This window comes from Hymenobacter lapidiphilus, from assembly GCF_013377885.1.
Classification (GTDB): Bacteria; Bacteroidota; Bacteroidia; order Cytophagales; family Hymenobacteraceae; genus Hymenobacter; species Hymenobacter lapidiphilus.
Map to the genome: position 1 here is coordinate 25104 of NZ_JABKAU010000004.1, position 19433 is coordinate 44536.

Sequence of the window (19433 nt, forward strand, 5' to 3'; positions counted from 1 at the left end):
CAAGGGCGTATACCTAAGCACTACGCACTACCAACTACGCACTAAGCTTCTTGGCTATTTCGGAGGAGTGACGGCCCTGGAAACGAGCCCCTTCCAACTCGTTGGCGCTGGGTTGCCGCTCGCCTTGGCCGCCGGCCACGGTGCTGGCTCCGTAGGGCGTGCCGCCCGTTACTTCGTGGAGGCCCATCTGGCCCTGCCAGGCGTAGGGCAGGCCTACTACCACCATGCCAAGGTGTAGCAATTCGGTATGCAACGCACGCAGCGTAGTTTCCTGGCCGCCGTGCTGCGTGGCGGTGCTCACGAAGCCCCCTCCTACTTTACCCACCAGCTTGCCAGCAGCCCACAGTGCCCCGGTGCCGTCCAGGAAGGCCTGTATCTGCCCGCAGACGTTGCCGTAACGGGTAGGCGTACCGATAATGATGGCATCGTACTCTTCCAGCTCCGAAGGCTTGGCTACCGGAATATGGTCGAACGCCTTCTGCGCCTCAGTAGCCCCTGTTTTGTCAAGTACTTCGCGCGGCAGCGTTTCGGGCACCCGCTTTATTACTACGTCGTTGCCCTCAACCTCACGGGCACCTTCGGCCATAGCCTCGGCCAGCTTGTACACATGGCCATAAGTCGAATAAAACAGAATCAGTGTTTTCATGGGTGGTATCAGATGAAGGGTGTGAAAGTGAGAAACTGCGCCGGAAGCCGACAGCATGCGGTATAGCCGCCGAATTAAAAGGGGCTACAGCGCATCTACGCCCGGTTGAACTACATGAAGACGAAAGACTTACCTTGTAGGTTCGGAAATAGCCAGGCGGCCATGCAACCTCTGCCGGTCTGTTCGTCCTCTTATGGGCACTTAGCCGGCCGCTAGCCGGAATCTGTTCCCCCTCTATTATCTTACCTGCGTATGCAGCACGCCTTCTACTCCGGAACCGGCCTCCGCACTGGCCGGCAAGCACAATGAGCGCCCTGTCGGCAGCCCTGAGTGGGGTTGGCAGCCTGCGGAGCCTGTTGCCGGGGGCCCACGTGGCCACCGGGTCGGCGGCGGCTACGGCTCCCACGGCCACCCGCACGCTCACGCCGCCCGCCCAGCTCTCCGATGGCGAGCTACTCGATGGCTGTCTGGCCGGCAGCCGGCTTATGCAGAAATACCTGTATGAGCGGTTTGCGGGCCGCATGATGGCCGTATGCCTGCGCTATGCCCAAACCACCTTCGAGGCGGAGGATGTACTGCAGGAAGGCTTTCTGACCGTGTTTAAAAACCTGGCCAGCTTCCGCCGCGAATGCCCGCTGGAATTCTGGATTCGGCGTATTATGGTGAATGCGGCCCTGCGCCAGCACCGCCGCAATGCCCCGCTGGTAGCAGTAAGCGACGGGGGCGAATACCCCCAGGACCTGGCCGGCGAGGAGTTCACGCTTTCCAACTACAACTTCGAAGAGCTGCTCGGCCTGGTCCAGGACCTGGCCCCACGCTACCAGATGGTGTTCAACCTGTTTGCCATTGAAGGCTACGGGCACAAGGAAATCGGGGAGATGCTGGGCATTTCCGAGGGCACCAGCAAGTCGCAGTACTCGCGGGCCCGCGCCATTCTGAAAAACAAAATAGAGCGCCTCGACGCGCAACGTCCTCATGGCTTCCGCTAAACCTCCGTTTGACAACCACCAGCCCGAGCGCCCAAGCGGCGACTTGGAGCACCTTTTCCGGCAGAAGCTGGCCGAGGCGGAGGTGCGCCCACGGGCCAATTTCTGGGACCAGCTCGACCATGAGTTGGTAGCGCAGCAGCACGCCGACATGCTGCGCCAGAACGCCATGTACCGCCAGCGGGCCGCCGTGTACCGCTGGGCCGCCGCCGCCTGCCTGGTGCTGGCGCTGGGCGTGGCCAGCTGGGCCTACCTGGCCCAGTCGGGCCGGGCAGACAGCCCCATGCTGGCCACCGCCACCGGGCCTGCAGAATCATCGTCTTCGTCGTCCTCATCCTCGTCGCTGGGCCTGACACTGCCCGAAGCCCCCCGCGGCCGCTACGACTACCCTGCCGGACCAGCCGCCGACCTGGCCGCCGCCCTCGCCGCCGAAGAGGCCGCGCAGCTGGCCGGAGCCTACGGGCCGGGCCGGGCCCCGCGCACCGGGGGCGCGCTGGCCGCCAGCTACAGCAGCCAGAACGAGCGGGCTGCTACCCTGGCAGCCAACGCCAACGCTTTCCGTGGGGGCTACGCTGTTGTGGCCCTGCCGGGCCTGCGCCAGGGCGTAGCCGCTGCCTGGGGCCAGCCCAGCAACCTTGCCGTATCGTTCGACGACCTGAACCTGCGCGACGAGCTGGGCCTCGGCCGTCCCGGCCAGCGCCAGCTGCTGCTCCCGGCCGAAGTGCCGGCTGTATCGGTGGCAAAAGCCTCGTTTACGCCTGAACCCGAGCCTAAAGCCACTGGTAAGCTCTGGAAACGACTGCGTGTGGGTGGTGGTTATGCCCTGAGCGTGTTCAACCCCAATATCAACTTCTCGCGGGCCGATGGCCGCACTCAGGATGACCCGGTAACCAGCGCCCTGCGCAGCTACTACCAGGAGGATGCCGAGCGGGAGTACCGCCGCAACCTGCGCTCGGGCCCCAGCCAGCGCGTTGCCCTCACGGCTTCCTACCAGCTCAGCCCCCGCTGGACGGTATCAACCGGAGCCGAATGGGCCGAAAGCCGGGCTTCCTCCGCTACGTCGTTTGGTTTTCTGGATGGCAAGCAGGTGGGCAGCGAGGCCCCCGATATTTTCACCCAGCAGACTTACCGCAACGCCGGGGCCGGTTTTACGACCAGCAATGTGGGCCCTCCGGCCCGGTCTACCTCATACCGCTACCGCACGGCGGCTGTACCGGTAAGCCTCAGCTACGGCTCCGGCAAAACGGGCCTTTCGCTCTATGCCAAAGCCGGTGCAGTGGTCAGCCTGCTGCTCAACAGCCGCTCGGAGCTGGAGGGCTCGCCCGATGCCACCCGCAGCTACGACATCCGCTCGTCGGAGTCGCCCTACCGGACGCTGTTTGCCTCGGGCCGCCTCGGCGGGGGCGTGCGCTACCAGCCTGCGCTTTCGACCTGGAACGTAACGGTGGGCCCCAGCGCCGAGGTGTTTATCACGCCGCTCAACGCTAACCCCAGCCAGCGCGCCGTGCAGCAAACCCGCCCCTACAGCGTGGGGGTAGAAGCCGCGGTAGAGTTCGGCAGCTCCAAAGTGATGTCGGTGGTGAAATAAATTTTTGAGTGACAGGAAATTGGATGTTAGATAGGCAGGTAGCACATTAGGCCGAATGAAGAATCCAGGGTAGCTTCGCAGACAGGCCGCTATTATACCTGCCTGCCGCACCGGATTCCTCGTGCCACCTACCGTTCTGTCGACTTACCAGCTGCCACTCAGCACGAAATCCACCATGAATCGTTTTGCCCTTCTTCTGACGACAATCGGCCTGGCCCTGAGTGTGACGGGTTGCTCAGTTACCTCCGATGAGGTGTCGCCCACGCTCAATTGCCCCGGTAATTTCTCGCTCACCCTCATTGAGCAGCTCAAGCAGAAACCCAAGCAAACACCGGCCGCCGAAGTAACCCAGTACATCTACCAGGGCCGTACGGTGTTCCTGGTAACCGGCGGCAGCCCGGCTGCCTACGCTTACCTGTTCGATAATTGCGGCAGCGTGGTATGCGCAGCGGCCGGCGGCCCCACCGGCAACGGCGACGGTGCCTGTTCCGATTTCGCCACCACCGCTACCAACCCCACGCTCATTTGGCGCGACCCAAGGTAGAGGCCGTTTTTCGTTGTTGAATCTCCGTTTTCCGCATTGAAAGCCCGCTTCCTTCGCCTAGAAGCGGGCTTTTGCTATTCCTGAATGTCGCTACAGATGTGGATGCAAAGGTGGCCAGATTCAATTACATCCTTCTCCCGAACCAACACCCTCCAAAAACGGTTACCAGAGGCTACCTAACTTGCCTGCATGAACTACCAGCTTACCTCGGAATTCCAGCCCACCGGCGACCAGCCCAAGGCCATCAAACAGCTCGTAGAAGGCATTAACAACGGTGAGCCGGCCCAGGTACTGCTCGGGGCCACGGGCACGGGCAAAACCTTCACCATGGCCAACGTAATTGCCGAAACCGGCAAGCCGGCCCTAGTGCTCTGCCACAACAAAACCCTGGCCGCTCAACTCTACGGCGAGTTCAAGCAGTTTTTCCCCAACAACGCCGTCGAGTATTACATCAGCTACTACGACTACTACCAGCCCGAGGCCTATATCGCCTCCTCTGATGTGTTTATCGAGAAGGATCTGGCCATCAACCAGGAAATCGAGAAGCTGCGGCTGCATACTACCTCCACCCTGCTCAGCGGCCGGCGCGACGTAATTGTGATTGCCTCGGTATCGTGCATTTACGGCATCGGTAACCCCGAGGAGTTCAGCAAAAACGTGATTTTCATGGCCCCCGGCCTGCGGTATTCGCGCAACAACCTGCTCTACCAGTTCGTCCAGATTCTGTACTCGCGCACCGAGGTGGAGTTTACCCGCGGCACGTTCCGGGTAAAGGGCGACACCGTGGACGTGTACCCGGCCTACGCCGACTACGCTTACCGGCTGTTTTTCTTTGGTGATGAAATTGAGGCCATTCACCGTATCGACCCGACCAGCGGCAAGAAACTGGCCGATGAGAAATCGGTGACCTTGTACCCCGCCCAGCTGTTCGTAACCGGCAAGGACACGCTTAACCAAGCCATCAAGGAAATCCAGGACGACCTGGTGCACCAGCACGCCTATTTTGAGAAGGAAGGCCGCGACTCGGAGGCCAAGCGCATCATGGAGCGCACCGAGTTTGATCTGGAGATGATCCGGGAGCTGGGCTACTGCTCGGGCATCGAGAACTACTCGCGCTACTTCGACGGCCGCCAGCCCGGCACCCGCCCGTTCTGCCTGCTCGATTACTTCCCTAAAGATTACCTGCTGGTGGTAGACGAAAGCCACGCCACCATGCCGCAGATCCGGGCCATGTGGGGCGGCGACCGGAGCCGGAAGACGGCGCTGATTGAGTACGGTTTCCGCCTGCCCTCGGCCTTTGATAACCGCCCGCTCACGTTCAACGAGTTCGAGAGCATGTACCAGCAGGCCGTGTTCGTGAGTGCCACGCCCGCCGACTACGAGCTAACCCAATCCAACGGCACCATTGTAGAGCAGATTATCCGGCCCACCGGCCTGCTCGACCCCGAAATCGACCTGCGCCCCAGCACCAACCAGATTGACGATTTGCTGGACGAAGTGGACAACCGTGTGAAAATGGGCGACCGGGTGCTGGTAACCACCCTCACCAAGCGCATGGCCGAGGAGCTGCAAAAGTACATGGAGCGCCTGGGCATCAAATCCAGCTACGTCCACTCCGATGTGAAAACGCTCGACCGAGTGGAAATCCTGCGCCAACTACGCTTGGGCGAAATCGACGTGCTTATCGGCGTAAACCTGCTTCGCGAGGGCCTCGACCTGCCTGAAGTGAGCCTTGTGGCTATCCTCGATGCCGACAAGGAAGGCTTCCTACGCGACCAGCGCAGCCTGATTCAGACCATGGGCCGAGCCGCCCGAAACGACCGGGGCAAGGTGATTATGTACGCCGACCGCATGACGGGCTCGATGCAACGGGCCATCGATGAAACCAACCGCCGCCGCGCCACCCAGCTGGCCTACAACCTGGAGCACGGCATCACGCCCCGCACGGTGCGCAAGAGCCACGCCGAAATCATGGGCCAGACTTCGCTCTCGGACTACCGCATCCAGGACAACACGGTGTATGCCGGTGCCGACGCCGATGTAGCCCTGTCCATTGCCGCCGAGCCGGTCATCTCCACTATGAACCGGGTGGACTTGGAAAAGCTCATCAAGCAAACCGAGAAGAAGATGGAAGGCGCCGCCAAAGACCTCGACTTCCTCACCGCCGCCAAGCTCCGCGACGAGCTGGCCGCGTTGAAACAGGTGTTGAAAACCAAGCGAGATTAGGCAGATATAAAGACGCGTATTGGCGCCTGCTCATTGAATGACACGGGCCGAAAGGCGCGGATGACGAGAAGCAACGAGGCGTCTCTACAGCGGGCAGCTGTAGTTTTCCGGAATAAAAAAACGGTTCCAGCTACATTCTGGCACATAATTCGGAAAGGATTCGGAGCGCGGCATATTTCGCGCTCCGAATCCTTTTTGCGTTATGCTGAAGTCTATAATTCTATTGACTGCGCTACTAATTTCCGGCGCAGCTGTTGCCCAGCAGTCCCAGCCCGCGCTGCTGGCCCCGGTGCCGGCCGCCGCCGCGCTGCCGGTACTGGGCGTTACGCCCGTTGCGCCGGCTAACGGTGTGCGCTACCAGTACCAATTGGTACGGCTAGACAACGACTGGCGCGTGATTTTTGCGCCGGCCTGGCGGGGGCAAACGGCCCTGGAGCCCGATACCAAACTGTTCAGAGGGGCGAAAACGGGCGAAGTAGATGCGCTGCTGCTCCAGGCCCTCAACGAGCTGTCGGCTGATGGCTGGGAGCTGCTGGAAATCCGCACCAGCGTGCAGCCGGTCAGCGCCACGCAGAAGATGGAAACCTCGCTGACTTTCAGTGACCCCAACCGCCCACAGTACGACGGCAAAACCACCTACAGCTCGGATTCGCAGACGCGCTACCTGTTCCGGCGGGCCCTGCTGCGCTAGGCGTAGCCGAGCTGATACAGAGAACGAAGCACTACAACAGGCAGACAATGGCGGCGTGCTACACCAGCCCCTCCAGCCACGCCGGCACCTCGGCCACCGACTGCATCTCACGAAACGACGCCGAGGCCTGCTCGGCTTCCGATACGCGTTCCAGCACCCAGGTGGTATGGTAGGGCACGTAGGCCGCGTGGCCGCCCAGGCGGGCTACCGGCAGCACGTCGGACTTCAGCGAGTTGCCCACCATCACGAACTCCTCAGGGCGCACGTTGTGGCGGTCGAGGATACGCTGGTAGGTACTTTCATTTTTTTCGCTCACGATTTCCACGTGGTCGAACAGGTCGCCTAGGCCGGAGCGGGCGAGCTTACTTTCTTGGTCGAACAGGTCGCCTTTGGTGAGCAGCATCAGGGGCAGGCCCCGGGCTTTTACGGCGGCCAGCGTGTCGGCTACGCCGGGCAGCAGCTCGATGGGGAAGTCGAGCAGGCGCTTGCCCAGGTCGAGGATGTGCTGAATTTCCTGGCCCGTAATCTGCCCGTCGGTGAGCTGGAGCACGGTTTCGATCATCGAGAGCATAAAGGGCTTGGCCCCGTAGCCGAACAGCGGCAGGTTCTGACGCTGCACGGCAAAAAACTGGTCGGTGAACTGCTGCGGGGTGCCGTAGTGCTCCAGCAGCTCGTGCAGGCGGGCCTCGGCGGCATCAAAGTGAGGCTGGTTGGGCCAAAGGGTATCGTCGGCGTCGAAGGCAATGAGGCGGAGAGTGGGCATTGAGGTAAGTATGGTGTAGTTGGTATTGAGTAGTTAGACTGAAAATAAGTGCAGTACCGGGCTAGTAGCAGCGCGGGGCGCAAAGGTACCTTTGCACCTCTCATTTGGCAGTACCGGAACCCGATTTCCGGAATCTCACTACTCAATACTCGCTACTCATTACTTATTCATGAAACACCGTATCGAGCAGGCTGGTTGGAACCGGCAGGAGCATTTCGCCTTCTTTTCGCAGTTTGAAGAGCCGTTTTTTGGCCTCGTGGCCGATGTGGATGCTACCCGGGCCCAGGCCCGCGCTCGGGCGCTGGGCGTGTCGTTCTTCCAGCTGTACCTGCACGCCACGGTGGCGGCCGTGCAAACCGTGGAAAACCTGCGCTACCGCATCAACGCGCAAGGCCAGGTAGATTGCTACGACCAGATCAATGTGTCGGCCACTCTCTCGCGGTCCGACCATACGTTTGCGTTCAGCTTTATTCCTTTCAGCCCCGACCTGCACGCGTTCGGCCACGGACTGGCGGCCGAAGCCGAGGCCGTGCGCCAAAGCAGCGGCCTGCGCCTGGGACCCGAAACGGGCCGTCCCGATGTCGTTCACTTCTCGGCCCTGCCCTGGGTATCGTTCAGCGGCCTCACCCACGCCCGCAGCTTCAGCCACCCCGACAGCATCCCGAAAATATCGGTGGGCCGCCTGCGCCCCGAGAGTAGCCGCCTCCTGATGCCCGTTTCCGTCAACGTCCACCACGGCCTGGCCGACGGCTACCATGTGGGCCTGTTTCTGGCGGAGCTGCAGCGGCAGCTGGATGGGTGAGAGAGTACATGTATGCACCATGGTGGGCACCAAAACCAAATTAGCCACCCAGACTTGCGTCTAAGTGGCTGACTATAAATGAGCGAGAAACGAGGTTCGAACTCGCGACCCTCAGCTTGGGAAGCTGATGCTCTACCAACTGAGCTACTCTCGCTTGTGGGGCTTGGTGCAGGCAAAAATACACGGCTAAAATCGAAATACAACCGACTTCGGCCCCGAAGTGCGCCACGGCGTTGCCCGAACGCGAAAAATTGCTTCTTTTTGTAGCAGGCCGGTTGCGGCCGCCGGGCCGGCGCTGTGGCCGACCGGTGTCTATCCACCTTCAACCCCGCTTGCTATGGCCTGGCCTCCTACCCCTGCTACCCGCCGCGTTATCGCCTGGCTGTTCCTGACGGCAGGCATCCTGCTGGTGCTGGGTGTGAGCATGCAACTCTGGGTTATCTATGCCGAATATCAGCGCCTGGGCAGCGACAACCTGAACTCCACGGCCCTGGTGTTGCGCCTGATGCTGCTGGTAACCGCCGTGATGATGTTGCGTTACGGCTGGCGCGAGCTGCGCGGCAATGACACCGTTGACTGAGCTGTTAGCTGTTAGCTGTTAGCTGTTAGCTGTTAGCTGTTAGCTAAATGAACGAGAATCGGCGGTTAATGCCGCTGATAATAATCTACTGAACTGAAGCTGACGGCTAATAGCTCGCAGCTAACAGCTAATAAAAATGAGCCATCCTCTGCGTATCAGCGTTGCCAAACGCACACCGGCCGCCGCCGCCCAGCTCGCCGAGCTGGGCCGGCAGCTGTTTCACGAAACCTACGCCGCCCAGAACGATGCCGCCGACATGGCTGCCTACGAGGCGGCCACCTTCGGGCCCGGGCTACAGCTGACCGAGCTGCAGCACACCGACACCGTGTTTCTGCTGGCCCAGATGGTACAGGAGGTGGTAGGCTACGCCAAGCTCAACACCCGCTCCAGCCTGGGCCTCGACCCCACCAAAACGCCCGAAAAGCGCCTGGAGGTAGAGCGCCTGTACGTGGCCGAAGATTGGATTGGGACCGGCCTGGGCGCAGCCCTCATGCGCCGGGCCATCGAGGAAGCCCGCCAGCAGCAGTGCCGGGCTGTGGTGCTGGGCGTGTGGGAAAAGAACGAGCGGGCCCGGGAGTTTTACCAGCGCTTCGGCTTCCGGCCCATCGGGCAGCAGGCGTTTCAGCTCGGCTCCGAAACCCAGACCGATTTGATCCTGCGCAAGGGTCTGTAAGGGTCGGGACCGATGCCGGTCCGTTACGCGCAGGTCCGCTACCTTTGCCCGCCCGTTCTATTACACTGTGCCGTTGCAACGCCTTCCCTTTCTTCGTTTTACCGACCTAGCCCCGCTGCTGGCGTTGCTGCTGAGCGCCTGCTCGGGCAACTCGGGTTCGGGCGAGGTAGCCAACGCGGCCCCGCCTACCGGCCACTACGAAGGGGCCATCAGCTACCAGGGCAGCGAGCTGCGCACGGCCCTTGACCTGCGCGAAACTAAGTCCGGCCAACTCACGGCCACGCTAAGCTTTCCGCAGCTGCCGGGGCTGGAGTTTGAGGCGGCTACGGCCAGCTATCAAGCGCCCCAACTACGGCTGGAAGAAGCGCCCGGCCAGCCCGGCGGTATTGTAGTCCAGGCCGTGCGCGAGGGCGACTTTCTGCGCGGCATACTGAACTGGGACAGCGTGCGGGCCGATTTTGTGTGGGTACGGCGCGGCGAAGCTCCGGCTCCCGACTTCCGCGACACCACCCTGACGGTAACCGTGCCCGGCCAGCCCGCGCAACACCTGCGCCTGTTGCTGCCCGACGATACGCTGCCCCGCCACCCGGCGCTGGTGCTGTTAGCCTCGGCCGCCGATGGCCCTGCCGCCGCCCGCCGCGCTACGCACCTGGCCCGCCGCGGCATTGTAGCGCTGCTGCTACCGCCCGCCGCCACCGATTCGGGCGCAGTGCTGCCAGTAGCGGCGCTGGCGGCCCTGCGGCGGCAGGCCGCCGTCGATTCGGGGCGGGTGGGCTATTGGGGCCGGGGCACGGCAGGCCCGCGGGTAGCCGAGGCCGCCGGACAGCAGCCGCAGCCCGGGTTTGTGGTGCTGGAAGCCGCCGCGGCCGCTACCCGCGCCGAAGCATCCGCCTATCAGGTGTTCAACCGGCAGCGAATTCCGGTACTGGCCTACTACGCCGGGCTCGATACCACGGTGCAGGCGGCAGCCAGCGCCCGGCGCTTACGTCCCGCGCTGGGTTACCGCCGGGGCACGCAGGTGCTGGTGCTGGCGGGCGTAACCGTCGATTTCCAGCGCCCCGGCCGCACCGGCCCCGATGGGCAGTGGCAGTGGCCCCAGCCAGCTACCGAGTACTGGAACGGGCTGATAGAGTGGCTGAAGGCGCGCTAGCCGCCCGGCCCGGTTAGCTGCCCACTGCTTTCCGTCGTATGGAGATGCGTATCCGCTTCTGCCTGCCAGTTGTGCCCACGGACAGCCGCGGATGGGCTACTTTTTTCTTTCATCCTGCCATGCGCCTGCTTTTTCCTACCCTTCTGGCCACCCTGCTGCTGCCGCATCTGGTCGCTGCCCAGGCACATACCGACTCGCTAACAGCCGTGAAAAGCCGTTATTCGCTGTTTCGGCCAGTACCACGGGAGCTGATGCGCGACCTGGCCCCCGACCGGCCTGGCGTCACCGAAAGCCCGTTTACAGTCGATGCAGGGCACTTTCAATTTGAAACTGCCTTGGCCAACCTCATCAGCAGTCACCCCAAGCAGCAACCCAAACAATACACGTTCCGGGCCAACGCCTTCGTGCTGAAAATGGGCCTCGACAACCGGACCGATGTGCAGCTGTTCATCGATGCCTACGAATGGAACCGGACTTCTGCCACCGCCGACGAGCCCGCAACCCGCAACCAGGGCTTCGGCGACATAACCGTGCGCCTCAAGCGTAACCTGCTCGGCAACGACTCCACCGAAAGCCCGTTGGCCGTAGCCGCAATCGGATTTGTGCGCCTGCCCACCGGCGGCCGGCAGGGCGCGGGCGGCTACGAGTACGGCCTGCTGCTGCCCGCCACCTATGCCCTGGCCGACACCTGGAACCTGAGCGCCCAGCTACCCCTGCTCCTCAACTTCGACCGCGACGAAAGCCAGCACTACCTGCAAACGGCCCCTTCCATCAACCTCGACCATGCGTTTCGGCCTTGGCTTACGGGCTTCGGTGAGCTGGTGGCGCAGCACGATTTCCGCACCCGCCGCTGGGACGAAGCCATAAATGCCGGAGCCGTTTTCAGCGTGGGCAAGAACATACAGTTCGATATAGGCCGCCAGTTCGCCCTCACCGGTCAGGCCGACCGTGAGTATTTCGTGGGCTTCGTGGTGCGGCGGTAGTGGTTGACATTTACATAACGGTGTCATGTTGAACGCAGTCGAAGCATCTCTACCGCAGTGGTAATCCTGTTGGGAGATTGGCATTACAATGAAGCGGTAGAGATGCTTCGGCTGCGCTCAGCATGACACCGTTCTGTGCCCTACACCAGCCCCTTCAGCCGCTCGAAGCTACTGCCCAGAATGACTTTATCATCAGCCTGGAGCCAGTCGTGCAGCACGGTGGCGTATACGGAGCGGAAGTCGAGCTGATACTTCAGGTCGCCGGCGTCGAGGTTTTGCAGGTTGGGGGCGTTGTTGAGGATGCCTTTTCGGCGCAGGCCGCCGCCGAGCAGCAGCACGTTGTTGGCCGTGCCGTGGTCGGTACCGTTGCTGGCGTTCTGGCCTACGCGGCGGCCAAACTCGGAAAACACCAGCACCAGCGTATCATCAAAGTTGCCGGCTTTCTGCAGGTCCTCGGCAAACGAGCCCAGGCCCTCCGACAGGTCGCCGAGCAGCCGGGCCTGCTGCTCCTGCTGGCGCACATGGGTATCGAAGCCGCTGAGCGACACGTAGAACACCCGCGACTCAACGCCCGAATTTATCAGCTCGGCCGTGATTTTGAGACTCTTGCCAAACTCGCTGTTCGGGTAGGTCACGGCCGACTTGTACACCTTGCTCTTCTGGTACAGATAATCGGCCGACGAGGCCGTTTCGGCCAGCGTCTTGTACAGGTAATCCACCTCGGAAAGGCTGCTGCCCGGCTGCTCACGGCCTATTTTGGCCAGCAGGCGGCCCTGGGTTAGCTGATGAAATTTCTCGGGACTTTTAAGTGCCAGGCCTTTGCGCTGCCGGCCTTTCATGGCCAGGCTGAGCGTATCGTCGACTTCCACGCCGTTGTATGGCAGGGCACAGGGGGCGCAGTTCGAGTCGAGGTAGCGGCCGAGCCAGCCGGTAGTCAGGCTCTCATCGGCCCCCGAACCACTCTGCCAGATATCCATGGAGCGAAAGTGGCTGCGGTCGGGGTTGGGGTAGCCCACCGAGTTGAGCACGGCTACGTGGCCCTGGTCGTAGAGGCCCTTGAGGCGGCGCATGGCCGGGTTGAACCCGAGGCCCTTGTCGAGGGTATGAATCCCGCTTTGGGGCCGGATGCCGAGCGTGGGCCGGGCCTTGAAATACAGGTCGTCTTCGAAGGGGATTACGGTATTGAGGCCGTCGTTGCCGCCGCTGAGCTGCACCACCACGAGGCGGCGGCCGGCGGCGTCGCGCAGGCTGAGCAGGGAGTGGGCATCGAGGCGGTGCAGGAAACTGGGCACAAACAGCAGCGTGCTGGCCAGCGTGGAAGCTTTAAGAAAGTCGCGGCGGGTAGTCATAGCGTTGGGTTAGCGGGGGATTGAGGAGTAGAACTATGGGAATGGGATAAGAAGGAACGGTCATGCTGAGCAAAGCCGGAGGCGTAGCCGAAGCATCTCTACTGCTTCGTTGCATACAACCTGAGTTACCATTGCGGTAGAGATGCTTCGACTGCGCCTCCGGCTTCGCTCAGCATGACCGTTCCTTTTAGCCAGTCAAGTAGCCTCTTACATCAGCTGGTACTCGGGTAGACTCAGCAGGGCCGTGACCATGTCGCGCAGCTCGCCCCGCACCAACGGCAGGTTTTCGGGGCGGATGGGCACTTGCAGCAGAATTTCGCTGAGGCGGGCGGGCTGCTGTGCGGCGGGCGTGGCGGACAGCAGCCGCTGCAGCGGGGCCAGGCGTACGGTGGTTTTCACCGCCTGGTCGAAGGTGCGGGCGGCGCGGGGCAGGTTGGGGTCGAGGTCGTTTTCGTCCTGCTTGAGCTGCACGTCGAAGGCGGCGTTGCGCAGCAGCACGGCCGGCAGCTGCAGGCGGTAGAGCAGCGACGAGGAGTCAATCCAGGCACGGCCACCGGGCCAGCCAGCCACGTTCGGCGGCTCAAACAACGTCTGCCCCAAGGCCTTTTGGAACACGATAAGCGGCCGCTCATTGGCCAGCTCCAGCCCCAGGGTGCGCTTCATGCCCGCCAGCAGCTCTACCGGCGACTTGATGCGGGTACCCACATTGGCGGCAGCGTAAAACCAATCGGCCGAAAACAGCTGCTCCAACAGCGCCGAAATATCGTAGCCACTCTTAAAAAACGCCTGGGCCAACGGCTTGATGTGCGCCGGATTGGGCACGTCGTTCACGAAGAAGCGGTAGAGCTTGGTAGTGACGAACTCGGCGCAGGCGGGCTGCGCCAGGATGATGCGGAGCGCCTGCTCGCCGTTGAAGTTGCCGGTGCGGCCCAGCAGGTTTTTCGGGCCGTCGTCGTGCTGCTTGTCGCGGAATACGAACTTGTTCTGGCCATTGTAGCCCCAGCCGGTGAAGGCCCGGGCAGCCTCCTTCACATCGATTTCCGAGTAGTTGCCGCGGCCCAGCGTGAACAGCTCCATCACTTCACGGGCGAAGTTTTCGTTGGGACTTTGCTTGCGGTTTTGCTGGTTGTTGAGAAACTGCAGCATGGCCGGCTCCTGGCTCACGGCCAGCAGCAACTCCGGGAACTTGCCCAGCGCCAGCCGCCGGATAGTATTGTTGAGCTGCAGGGCCGCATCGGGGCGGCGCACCCGGCAGGCGAAGTGGCCGTGCCAGAAGAAGGTGAGCTTCTCACGCAACTGGGCCTCCGATGTGGCCATGCGCGTCAGCCAGCCGGTATTCATGGCGTAAAAGGCGCTCCGAAGGCTCCGGTTCTGCTGCTTGCGCTGCTCCGGGGTCATCTTGCCCGGGGCTGCGCCGGCGGTCCGGGCGGTCTGGTCGGGCGTGGTAACCATGGCCGCCTGGGGCGAACCGGCCGCCTGCATCATCTCGGATGAAGGCGTGGGCAGCGGCTCGGCGTAGTGCATGGCCGGGCCGTCGAGCGGCTCGAAACCGCGGGAGTCTTGCAGCAGCTTCCGCAGCGCCTGTTGCGGGTTCAGGCCGGCCGCCAGCTGCTCCGGCGTCGGCCCGAAGCCTGCCCGCCAGTACAAATGCTGAAGTTGTCGTTGCGTGGTTGTGGTCGTCGTCGTCATGGCCAGTTGGACGAGGAAAGGCCCGGCAGGTTTAAATCACAGATTCTACAGCCTCGCCCCCACCACTACCGTTTTGCGGTACTCGCGTTTTTCGCCACTGTTGGGGCGCAGCAGTTCAATGTGTAATACGTAGTAGCCCACGGCCGCTTTCTGGCCTCGCTCGTTCAGGCCATCCCACTGGAAAAAGCCGCTGGTGGCCAGCGTTTCATTGCGCACCAGCCGGCGGGCTAAGCGGCCCTGGGCGTCGTAAATCGTGATGCTGGCGGCGTAACCCGGCTGGTCGAGAACGTAGTTGAGGGTCGTCAGGTCCTGCTGGCCGTCCTCGTCGGGGGTGAATACCTCGGGGTCAACCCGGAAGGTCTGGTCGCCGCCGGGGTCCTGCTGGTACTGCGAATTGGGGCGGCCGGGCGTGGCGTAGCCCACGGCGCTGGCCGCCGAGTGAAAGTTCTGGCCCGTGCTCGGTCCCTCTGGACGGATGCGCTCCAGCGACACGCCGTTCTGGTCGTCGAGCAGCTTCAGATGCATGCTTTTGTTGTAGGCGAAGCGGTCCAGCGGCTCGTTGGTGGCCGAGGTGAGTACCACTATACCCGCATCGTCGGGGTACGCGGGCAGAGAAGAGAGGACCAGAAAATTGGCCGGCTCCGAACTGTTAGGGTAGTAGCTCTGGATGTTGGCCGGGTCGGTGGTGAGGACGACCAGCTGGCCGGGCGCCAGCACGTAAGGCCCAGTGCTGACGGGTTTCTGGTCCACCGCACCGTCAGGTTTCTCGCTGCCCAGCTGCCAGCCCTGCACGTTCAGGTACTTGCCCGAGCGGTTGAGCAGCTCTACGAAATCGACGCCGCCAGTGCGCGGGTTGAACAGGATTTCGTTGAGCACCACGTCGCCGGCCGCTACCGGGGCGGGCAGGGCCAGCGTAACGGCGGCGGCCGGGCCGCTGGCATTGCCCACGCAGTCGGTGGCCTGCTGCACGGTTAGCGCCAGGGGCTGGCTGGGCTGCAGCGGCGTACTTAGCTGCAGGTCAACCAGCCGGAAATCGGGGCCCACGGGCAGCACCCGGGCCACGCCCACGGCCGGCGCGAACGTGTAGCGGGCGGGGTTAACCGCGGCCGCGCTGTCGAGTTTCTCGCTGAAAAACAGCCGTACCAGCGTGGGCGACAGGGCCACGGCCCGCAGCAGGCTGGGCGCGGTGCGGTCGGGGTTGGTGGTGCGCACCGAGTTGGCCCGGCCGGGCGTGCCGCCGCTGGGGTCGGTGCTGGCGGTCCAGTTCTCGCTGCCGCCGCAAAAGTTGGTTTCGTCCACCATTTCCAGGCTCCAGCCGCCCTCTTTCTTGCGGTTGTCCTTGTACCAGCTGTCGGAGTACATTACTTCGAACAGCGTGCGACTGTCGCGGCCCGATAGCAGCAGTTGGTCGCCGGCGTTGCTGAGGCTGGGGAAATTGGTGAGGGCAAACACCTTCCCAAAAGCCGCGAACTGGGCCCCGCGGGTGCTGCCGCATACCACAGCGTACTCGCCCGGTAGCAGCGTGGCGCCAGCCGGAAACACGGCCGGGTTGGCCGTGCTGCCGCCCTTGCTCAGGCGCACACCCGCCAAATCGAGCGTGCGGGTGGCCGAGGGGTTATGGATTTCGAGGTACTCGGAAGCCGGCAGGCCCACCACCGGCGTTTCGTCGGCCATGATTTCGGTGATGAGCAGCTGGCCGAACTGCGGCACCGCCAACACGCCCGCGAAGCTGAACGTGGCCGTGAGCGGGCCGGCGGCCACGTTGCCGTAGAGGTCGGCCACCTGGCGCACTTCCAGCGTACCACCGCCCGCTGGCAGGTCGGCGGCCAGCGTGAGGTGTACCAGGGCGGGGTTGGCCGCGTCGCGGAGGGCGGCGGTTACAGCCGGGCCACCGGGCAGCTGGTAGCTGGCAGCGTTCTGGGTGGCGGCTACGGCTTCGTTGAACGTAGCATCGAGGGCGCGCGGGCCCACTAAGGCCGCCTGCACCGAGGCGGGCGGCGTCGCATCGAGCACCCGAAAATCATCGAAGAAAAAGGCCTTGTTGTTGGCCGACGAATACGTGAGCAGCACGCCGAAAAACGCGCTGCGCTGGTGCGTGGCATCGGTTCCGGTTCCTTCACTCACGAAGCTCTGGCCGCCCGTCAGGTCGCGTTCCAAAGTCCACACGTTTTGCACCGAGCGCGTTACCCGCACCCGCACGAGGTTGTTGGTGGCCGAGTTGAGCGTCGCGTCCTGGCCATTGACGACGTAAACGGGGCTGCCGGTGGCGTCCTGGCGGAACAGGGCCACCTCGTCGGGGGTACCGCCCAGGCGCACAAAGTAGCCCCGGACGCCGCTGGTTTTCAGGTCGGCCCGGTCAGCCATCAGCCACACATCGGCGTAGTTGCCGCTGCTGGTGGCCAGCTTCAGATTGGCCCAGAACGTCCAGCTGGTACCGGTACTGGCCTGACTGGCGGTGACCAGCTGCAGCTCGGTGCCCGTAACGGCCGGGCCGTTGCTTTGTAGCTGGCGGGCCGCATTCACCTGAAACGAGGGTTCGTCGCCGGTCCAGGCGGGGTTCTGGCTGAAGTCGCCGTCGGCAAACTCGTCGGTTAGCTGGGCCTGGGCGGCCAGGCCGGGCAGGAGTAGCAGCAGCGGGAGTAGCAGTTTCTTCATCGGGTTTTCTCGCAGAGGTTCGCGGAGGGATGCGCAGAAGGAAACCGCCTTGTAGCCTCTGCACATTCCTCCGCGAACCTCTGCGAGAAACACGCCTAAGCCAAAGTCAGTAACCGCAGGTAAGATAACCGCTTTACCTTTACGGCTCAACTAATAAAGCATATGAAAGTAGCCGTAGTGGGTGCCACCGGTCTGGTGGGCACCGAGATGCTCAAAGTACTGGCCGAGCGCAACTTCCCGGTCACGGAATTGCTGCCCGTAGCTTCGGCCCGGTCGGTGGGCCAGGAAATCGAATTCCGGGGCCAGAAATACAAAGTGGTGAGCCTGGACGACGCCATTGCGGCTCGTCCGGCAGTGGCCATTTTCTCGGCCGGCGGCGCTATTTCGCTGCAGGAAGCGCCCCGCTTTGCCGCGGTGGGCACTGTGGTTATCGACAACTCCTCGGCCTGGCGCATGGACCCGACCAAGAAGCTGGTGGTGCCCGAAATCAACGCCCACACGCTCACGGCCGACGATAAAATTATTGCCAACCCCAACTGCTCTACCATTCAGCTGGTAGTAGCCCTCAACGAGCTGCACAAAAAGTACAAAGCCGAGCGCATTGTGGTGAGCACCTACCAGAGCGTAACCGGCACCGGCAAGCAGGCCGTGGATCAGCTGATGCAGGAGCGCGCCGGCCAGACGGCCAGCAACCCCGCCTACCCCCACCGCATCGACCTGAACGTGCTGCCCCACATCGACGTGTTTCAGGACAACGGCTACACCAAGGAGGAGATGAAAATGGTGCTGGAAACGAAGAAAATCTTCGGCGACGACAGCATCCGCCTCACCGCCACCACCGTGCGCGTGCCCGTAATGGGCGGCCACTCCGAAGCCGTAAACGTGGAATTCGCCCAGGAATTCGACCTCGAAGACGTACGCGAACTGCTGCGCCAAACCGAAGGTGTGGAGCTGGTAGACGATGTGCAAAACAACGTGTACCCTATGCCCCAGGACGCCCACGGCCGCGACGCCGTGCTGGTGGGCCGGCTGCGCCGCGACGAAACCCAGCCCAAGACGCTGAACATGTGGGTAGTGGCCGACAACCTACGCAAAGGCGCCGCCACCAACGCCGTGCAGATTGCCGAGGTGATGCTGAAGATGGGGTTGTTGAAAGATTAATTATTTTATACCTACAGTACCAACAGGCCCCGAAAATACTATTTTTGGGGCCTGTTGGTATGTAGATTTACCACTTATAGCCGATTCCTTTTTTTTCTTCTTTCTTTTATATGAAACTAACCTTACCCCTGGCTCTTGCAGCCACTCTAGCGCTGGGAAGCTGCGCTAGCATTGTCAGCAAAAGCCGTTATCCAGTGGCTATCAGCAGTGCACCGGCTGGTGCAACGTTCAGCATCGTCAACCGCGAGGGGCGCGAAGTCGCTTCGGGAGTTGCTCCGACTGCCGTAACACTGAAATCTGGTTCCTCTTACTTCCAGCGCGAAAAGTATACGATTACTTTCCGCTTGGAAGGGTACGAAGAGAAAGTAATGAAGCTGGAGGCAGACGTAAATGGCTGGTATTTTGGCAACCTCGTTTTCGGGGGAGCTATCGGTATGCTTATCGTTGATCCACTGACTGGTGCCATGTACCGGATTTCAGAGAAGGAGTTGCAAGGAGCGCTGCTTCCGCTGGGTCAGGGCCTCGCTGCACCGGATGAGAATTTGCTCCGAGTGATGTCGCTGGATGAAGTGCCTACAAGCCTGCGTTCGAAAATGGTGCCCGTGCAGTAATACTTTTTACGATTTAAAGCAGAAGCCCTGTAGCGTAATGGCGCTACGGGGCTTCTGCTTTTCAGCTACTCCCCGAATACCCCCGCGGTAAAATCCAGCACCGCCTGCTGCGTCAACTCCGGCGCCTCAATGAAGCCGAGATGACCCACGCTGCGCAGCAGCAGGGCGTGGCTTTGGGCGGGCAGGGCTAGCTGGGGTAGCAGCGTTTCCAGAGGTACGGCCGGGTCGTCGTGGCCGCCGATGAAAAGCACGGAGAACTTGGCGTCGCGTAGTAACCGGGTGCGGTCGGGTCGGTGCTTCATGGCGCTGATTGCCGCTCATTTCAATCTGGCCTGA

18 protein-coding genes and 1 tRNA gene are annotated in these 19433 nt (G+C 62.3%); 12 read left to right on the forward strand and 7 right to left on the reverse strand.

Annotated features, from left to right (window positions below; all coding sequences use genetic code 11):
• Positions 1-34: 34 nt before the first annotated feature.
• Complete coding sequence (wrbA, locus tag HW554_RS02975) at positions 35-646, reverse strand: NAD(P)H:quinone oxidoreductase (RefSeq protein WP_176906867.1); 612 nt, start codon at positions 644-646, stop codon at positions 35-37.
• Between the two features lie 305 nt (positions 647-951).
• Between wrbA and HW554_RS02980 the strand changes: the two genes are divergently transcribed.
• The 5 genes from HW554_RS02980 to HW554_RS03000 all read left to right on the forward strand — a co-directional run bounded on the left by HW554_RS02980 (position 952) and on the right by HW554_RS03000 (position 6681).
• A complete protein-coding gene (locus tag HW554_RS02980; protein WP_176900742.1) occupies positions 952-1635 on the forward strand; it encodes an RNA polymerase sigma factor in 684 nt (227 codons plus the stop codon).
• Positions 1622-3220, forward strand: a complete 1599-nt coding sequence (locus HW554_RS02985; RefSeq protein WP_176906868.1) for a hypothetical protein — start codon at positions 1622-1624, stop codon at positions 3218-3220. The genes HW554_RS02980 and HW554_RS02985 overlap by 14 nt, the downstream gene beginning before the upstream one ends.
• Positions 3221-3395: 175 nt before the next feature.
• Positions 3396-3764, forward strand: coding sequence for a DUF6970 domain-containing protein (locus HW554_RS02990; protein WP_176906869.1), 369 nt, complete (start codon positions 3396-3398; stop codon positions 3762-3764).
• 189 nt (positions 3765-3953) lie between these two features.
• A complete protein-coding gene (gene uvrB / locus HW554_RS02995; protein ID WP_176906870.1) occupies positions 3954-5990 on the forward strand; it encodes an excinuclease ABC subunit UvrB in 2037 nt (678 codons plus the stop codon).
• A gap of 202 nt (positions 5991-6192) precedes the next feature.
• Positions 6193-6681 carry a hypothetical protein gene (locus tag HW554_RS03000; RefSeq protein ID WP_176906871.1) on the forward strand — a complete coding sequence of 163 codons (489 nt, stop codon included), beginning with the start codon at positions 6193-6195 and terminating at the stop codon, positions 6679-6681.
• 58 nt (positions 6682-6739) lie between these two features.
• Here the strand turns inward: HW554_RS03000 and HW554_RS03005 are convergent, their stop codons facing one another.
• A complete protein-coding gene (locus HW554_RS03005) occupies positions 6740-7444 on the reverse strand; it encodes an HAD family hydrolase (RefSeq protein ID WP_176906872.1) in 705 nt (234 codons plus the stop codon).
• Between the two features lie 169 nt (positions 7445-7613).
• Here HW554_RS03005 and HW554_RS03010 point away from each other — a divergent pair, with 169 nt between their 5' ends.
• Positions 7614-8246: a CatA-like O-acetyltransferase gene (locus HW554_RS03010; protein WP_176906873.1), complete on the forward strand. Its 633-nt coding sequence runs from the start codon at positions 7614-7616 to the stop codon at positions 8244-8246.
• An 81-nt stretch (positions 8247-8327) separates the two neighbouring features.
• On the opposite strand, the gene HW554_RS03015 is transcribed toward HW554_RS03010, so the two are convergent.
• A tRNA-Gly gene (locus HW554_RS03015) sits at positions 8328-8400 on the reverse strand.
• Between the two features lie 183 nt (positions 8401-8583).
• Here HW554_RS03015 and HW554_RS03020 point away from each other — a divergent pair.
• The 4 genes from HW554_RS03020 (at position 8584) to HW554_RS03035 (ending at position 11632) form a co-directional block, all read left to right on the forward strand.
• Positions 8584-8826, forward strand: a complete 243-nt coding sequence (locus HW554_RS03020; RefSeq protein WP_176906874.1) for a hypothetical protein — start codon at positions 8584-8586, stop codon at positions 8824-8826.
• Between the two features lie 136 nt (positions 8827-8962).
• Positions 8963-9499, forward strand: a complete 537-nt coding sequence (locus HW554_RS03025; protein WP_176906875.1) for a GNAT family N-acetyltransferase — start codon at positions 8963-8965, stop codon at positions 9497-9499.
• A 73-nt stretch (positions 9500-9572) separates the two neighbouring features.
• The gene (locus HW554_RS03030) at positions 9573-10649 is read left to right on the forward strand and encodes a hypothetical protein (RefSeq protein WP_176906876.1); all 1077 of its coding nucleotides are present in this window, start codon (positions 9573-9575) and stop codon (positions 10647-10649) included.
• A 119-nt stretch (positions 10650-10768) separates the two neighbouring features.
• Entirely contained in the window at positions 10769-11632 is an 864-nt protein-coding gene (locus HW554_RS03035) for a transporter (RefSeq protein ID WP_176906877.1), read from the forward strand.
• Between the two features lie 140 nt (positions 11633-11772).
• On the opposite strand, the gene HW554_RS03040 is transcribed toward HW554_RS03035, so the two are convergent.
• The 3 genes from HW554_RS03040 to HW554_RS03050 form a co-directional block, all read right to left on the reverse strand.
• A complete protein-coding gene (locus HW554_RS03040) occupies positions 11773-12981 on the reverse strand; it encodes a DUF1501 domain-containing protein (protein ID WP_176906878.1) in 1209 nt (402 codons plus the stop codon).
• A 207-nt stretch (positions 12982-13188) separates the two neighbouring features.
• A complete protein-coding gene (locus tag HW554_RS03045; protein ID WP_176906879.1) occupies positions 13189-14670 on the reverse strand; it encodes a DUF1800 domain-containing protein in 1482 nt (493 codons plus the stop codon).
• A 45-nt stretch (positions 14671-14715) separates the two neighbouring features.
• Positions 14716-17325: a lamin tail domain-containing protein gene (locus HW554_RS03050; RefSeq protein WP_176906880.1), complete on the reverse strand. Its 2610-nt coding sequence runs from the start codon at positions 17323-17325 to the stop codon at positions 14716-14718.
• A gap of 162 nt (positions 17326-17487) precedes the next feature.
• Between HW554_RS03050 and HW554_RS03055 the strand changes: the two genes are divergently transcribed.
• Positions 17488-18486, forward strand: coding sequence for an aspartate-semialdehyde dehydrogenase (locus HW554_RS03055; RefSeq protein ID WP_176906881.1), 999 nt, complete (start codon positions 17488-17490; stop codon positions 18484-18486).
• Positions 18487-18596: 110 nt separating this feature from the next.
• Positions 18597-19097: a hypothetical protein gene (locus HW554_RS03060; RefSeq protein WP_176906882.1), complete on the forward strand. Its 501-nt coding sequence runs from the start codon at positions 18597-18599 to the stop codon at positions 19095-19097.
• Between the two features lie 65 nt (positions 19098-19162).
• On the opposite strand, the gene HW554_RS03065 is transcribed toward HW554_RS03060, so the two are convergent.
• Entirely contained in the window at positions 19163-19399 is a 237-nt protein-coding gene (locus HW554_RS03065) for an alpha/beta fold hydrolase (protein ID WP_176906883.1), read from the reverse strand.
• Positions 19400-19433: the final 34 nt, after the last annotated feature.

Coding starts and splice junctions, on each gene's coding strand:
- wrbA (WP_176906867.1), bottom strand. CDS start 646: ATGAAAACACTGATTCTGTTTTATTCGACTTATGGCCATGTGTACAAG.
- HW554_RS02980 (WP_176900742.1), top strand. CDS start 952: ATGAGCGCCCTGTCGGCAGCCCTGAGTGGGGTTGGCAGCCTGCGGAGC.
- HW554_RS02985 (WP_176906868.1), top strand. CDS start 1,622: ATGGCTTCCGCTAAACCTCCGTTTGACAACCACCAGCCCGAGCGCCCA.
- HW554_RS02990 (WP_176906869.1), top strand. CDS start 3,396: ATGAATCGTTTTGCCCTTCTTCTGACGACAATCGGCCTGGCCCTGAGT.
- uvrB (WP_176906870.1), top strand. CDS start 3,954: ATGAACTACCAGCTTACCTCGGAATTCCAGCCCACCGGCGACCAGCCC.
- HW554_RS03000 (WP_176906871.1), top strand. CDS start 6,193: ATGCTGAAGTCTATAATTCTATTGACTGCGCTACTAATTTCCGGCGCA.
- HW554_RS03005 (WP_176906872.1), bottom strand. CDS start 7,444: ATGCCCACTCTCCGCCTCATTGCCTTCGACGCCGACGATACCCTTTGG.
- HW554_RS03010 (WP_176906873.1), top strand. CDS start 7,614: ATGAAACACCGTATCGAGCAGGCTGGTTGGAACCGGCAGGAGCATTTC.
- HW554_RS03020 (WP_176906874.1), top strand. CDS start 8,584: ATGGCCTGGCCTCCTACCCCTGCTACCCGCCGCGTTATCGCCTGGCTG.
- HW554_RS03025 (WP_176906875.1), top strand. CDS start 8,963: ATGAGCCATCCTCTGCGTATCAGCGTTGCCAAACGCACACCGGCCGCC.
- HW554_RS03035 (WP_176906877.1), top strand. CDS start 10,769: ATGCGCCTGCTTTTTCCTACCCTTCTGGCCACCCTGCTGCTGCCGCAT.
- HW554_RS03040 (WP_176906878.1), bottom strand. CDS start 12,981: ATGACTACCCGCCGCGACTTTCTTAAAGCTTCCACGCTGGCCAGCACG.
- HW554_RS03045 (WP_176906879.1), bottom strand. CDS start 14,670: ATGACGACGACGACCACAACCACGCAACGACAACTTCAGCATTTGTAC.
- HW554_RS03050 (WP_176906880.1), bottom strand. CDS start 17,325: ATGAAGAAACTGCTACTCCCGCTGCTGCTACTCCTGCCCGGCCTGGCC.
- HW554_RS03055 (WP_176906881.1), top strand. CDS start 17,488: ATGAAAGTAGCCGTAGTGGGTGCCACCGGTCTGGTGGGCACCGAGATG.
- HW554_RS03060 (WP_176906882.1), top strand. CDS start 18,597: ATGAAACTAACCTTACCCCTGGCTCTTGCAGCCACTCTAGCGCTGGGA.
- HW554_RS03065 (WP_176906883.1), bottom strand. CDS start 19,399: ATGAAGCACCGACCCGACCGCACCCGGTTACTACGCGACGCCAAGTTC.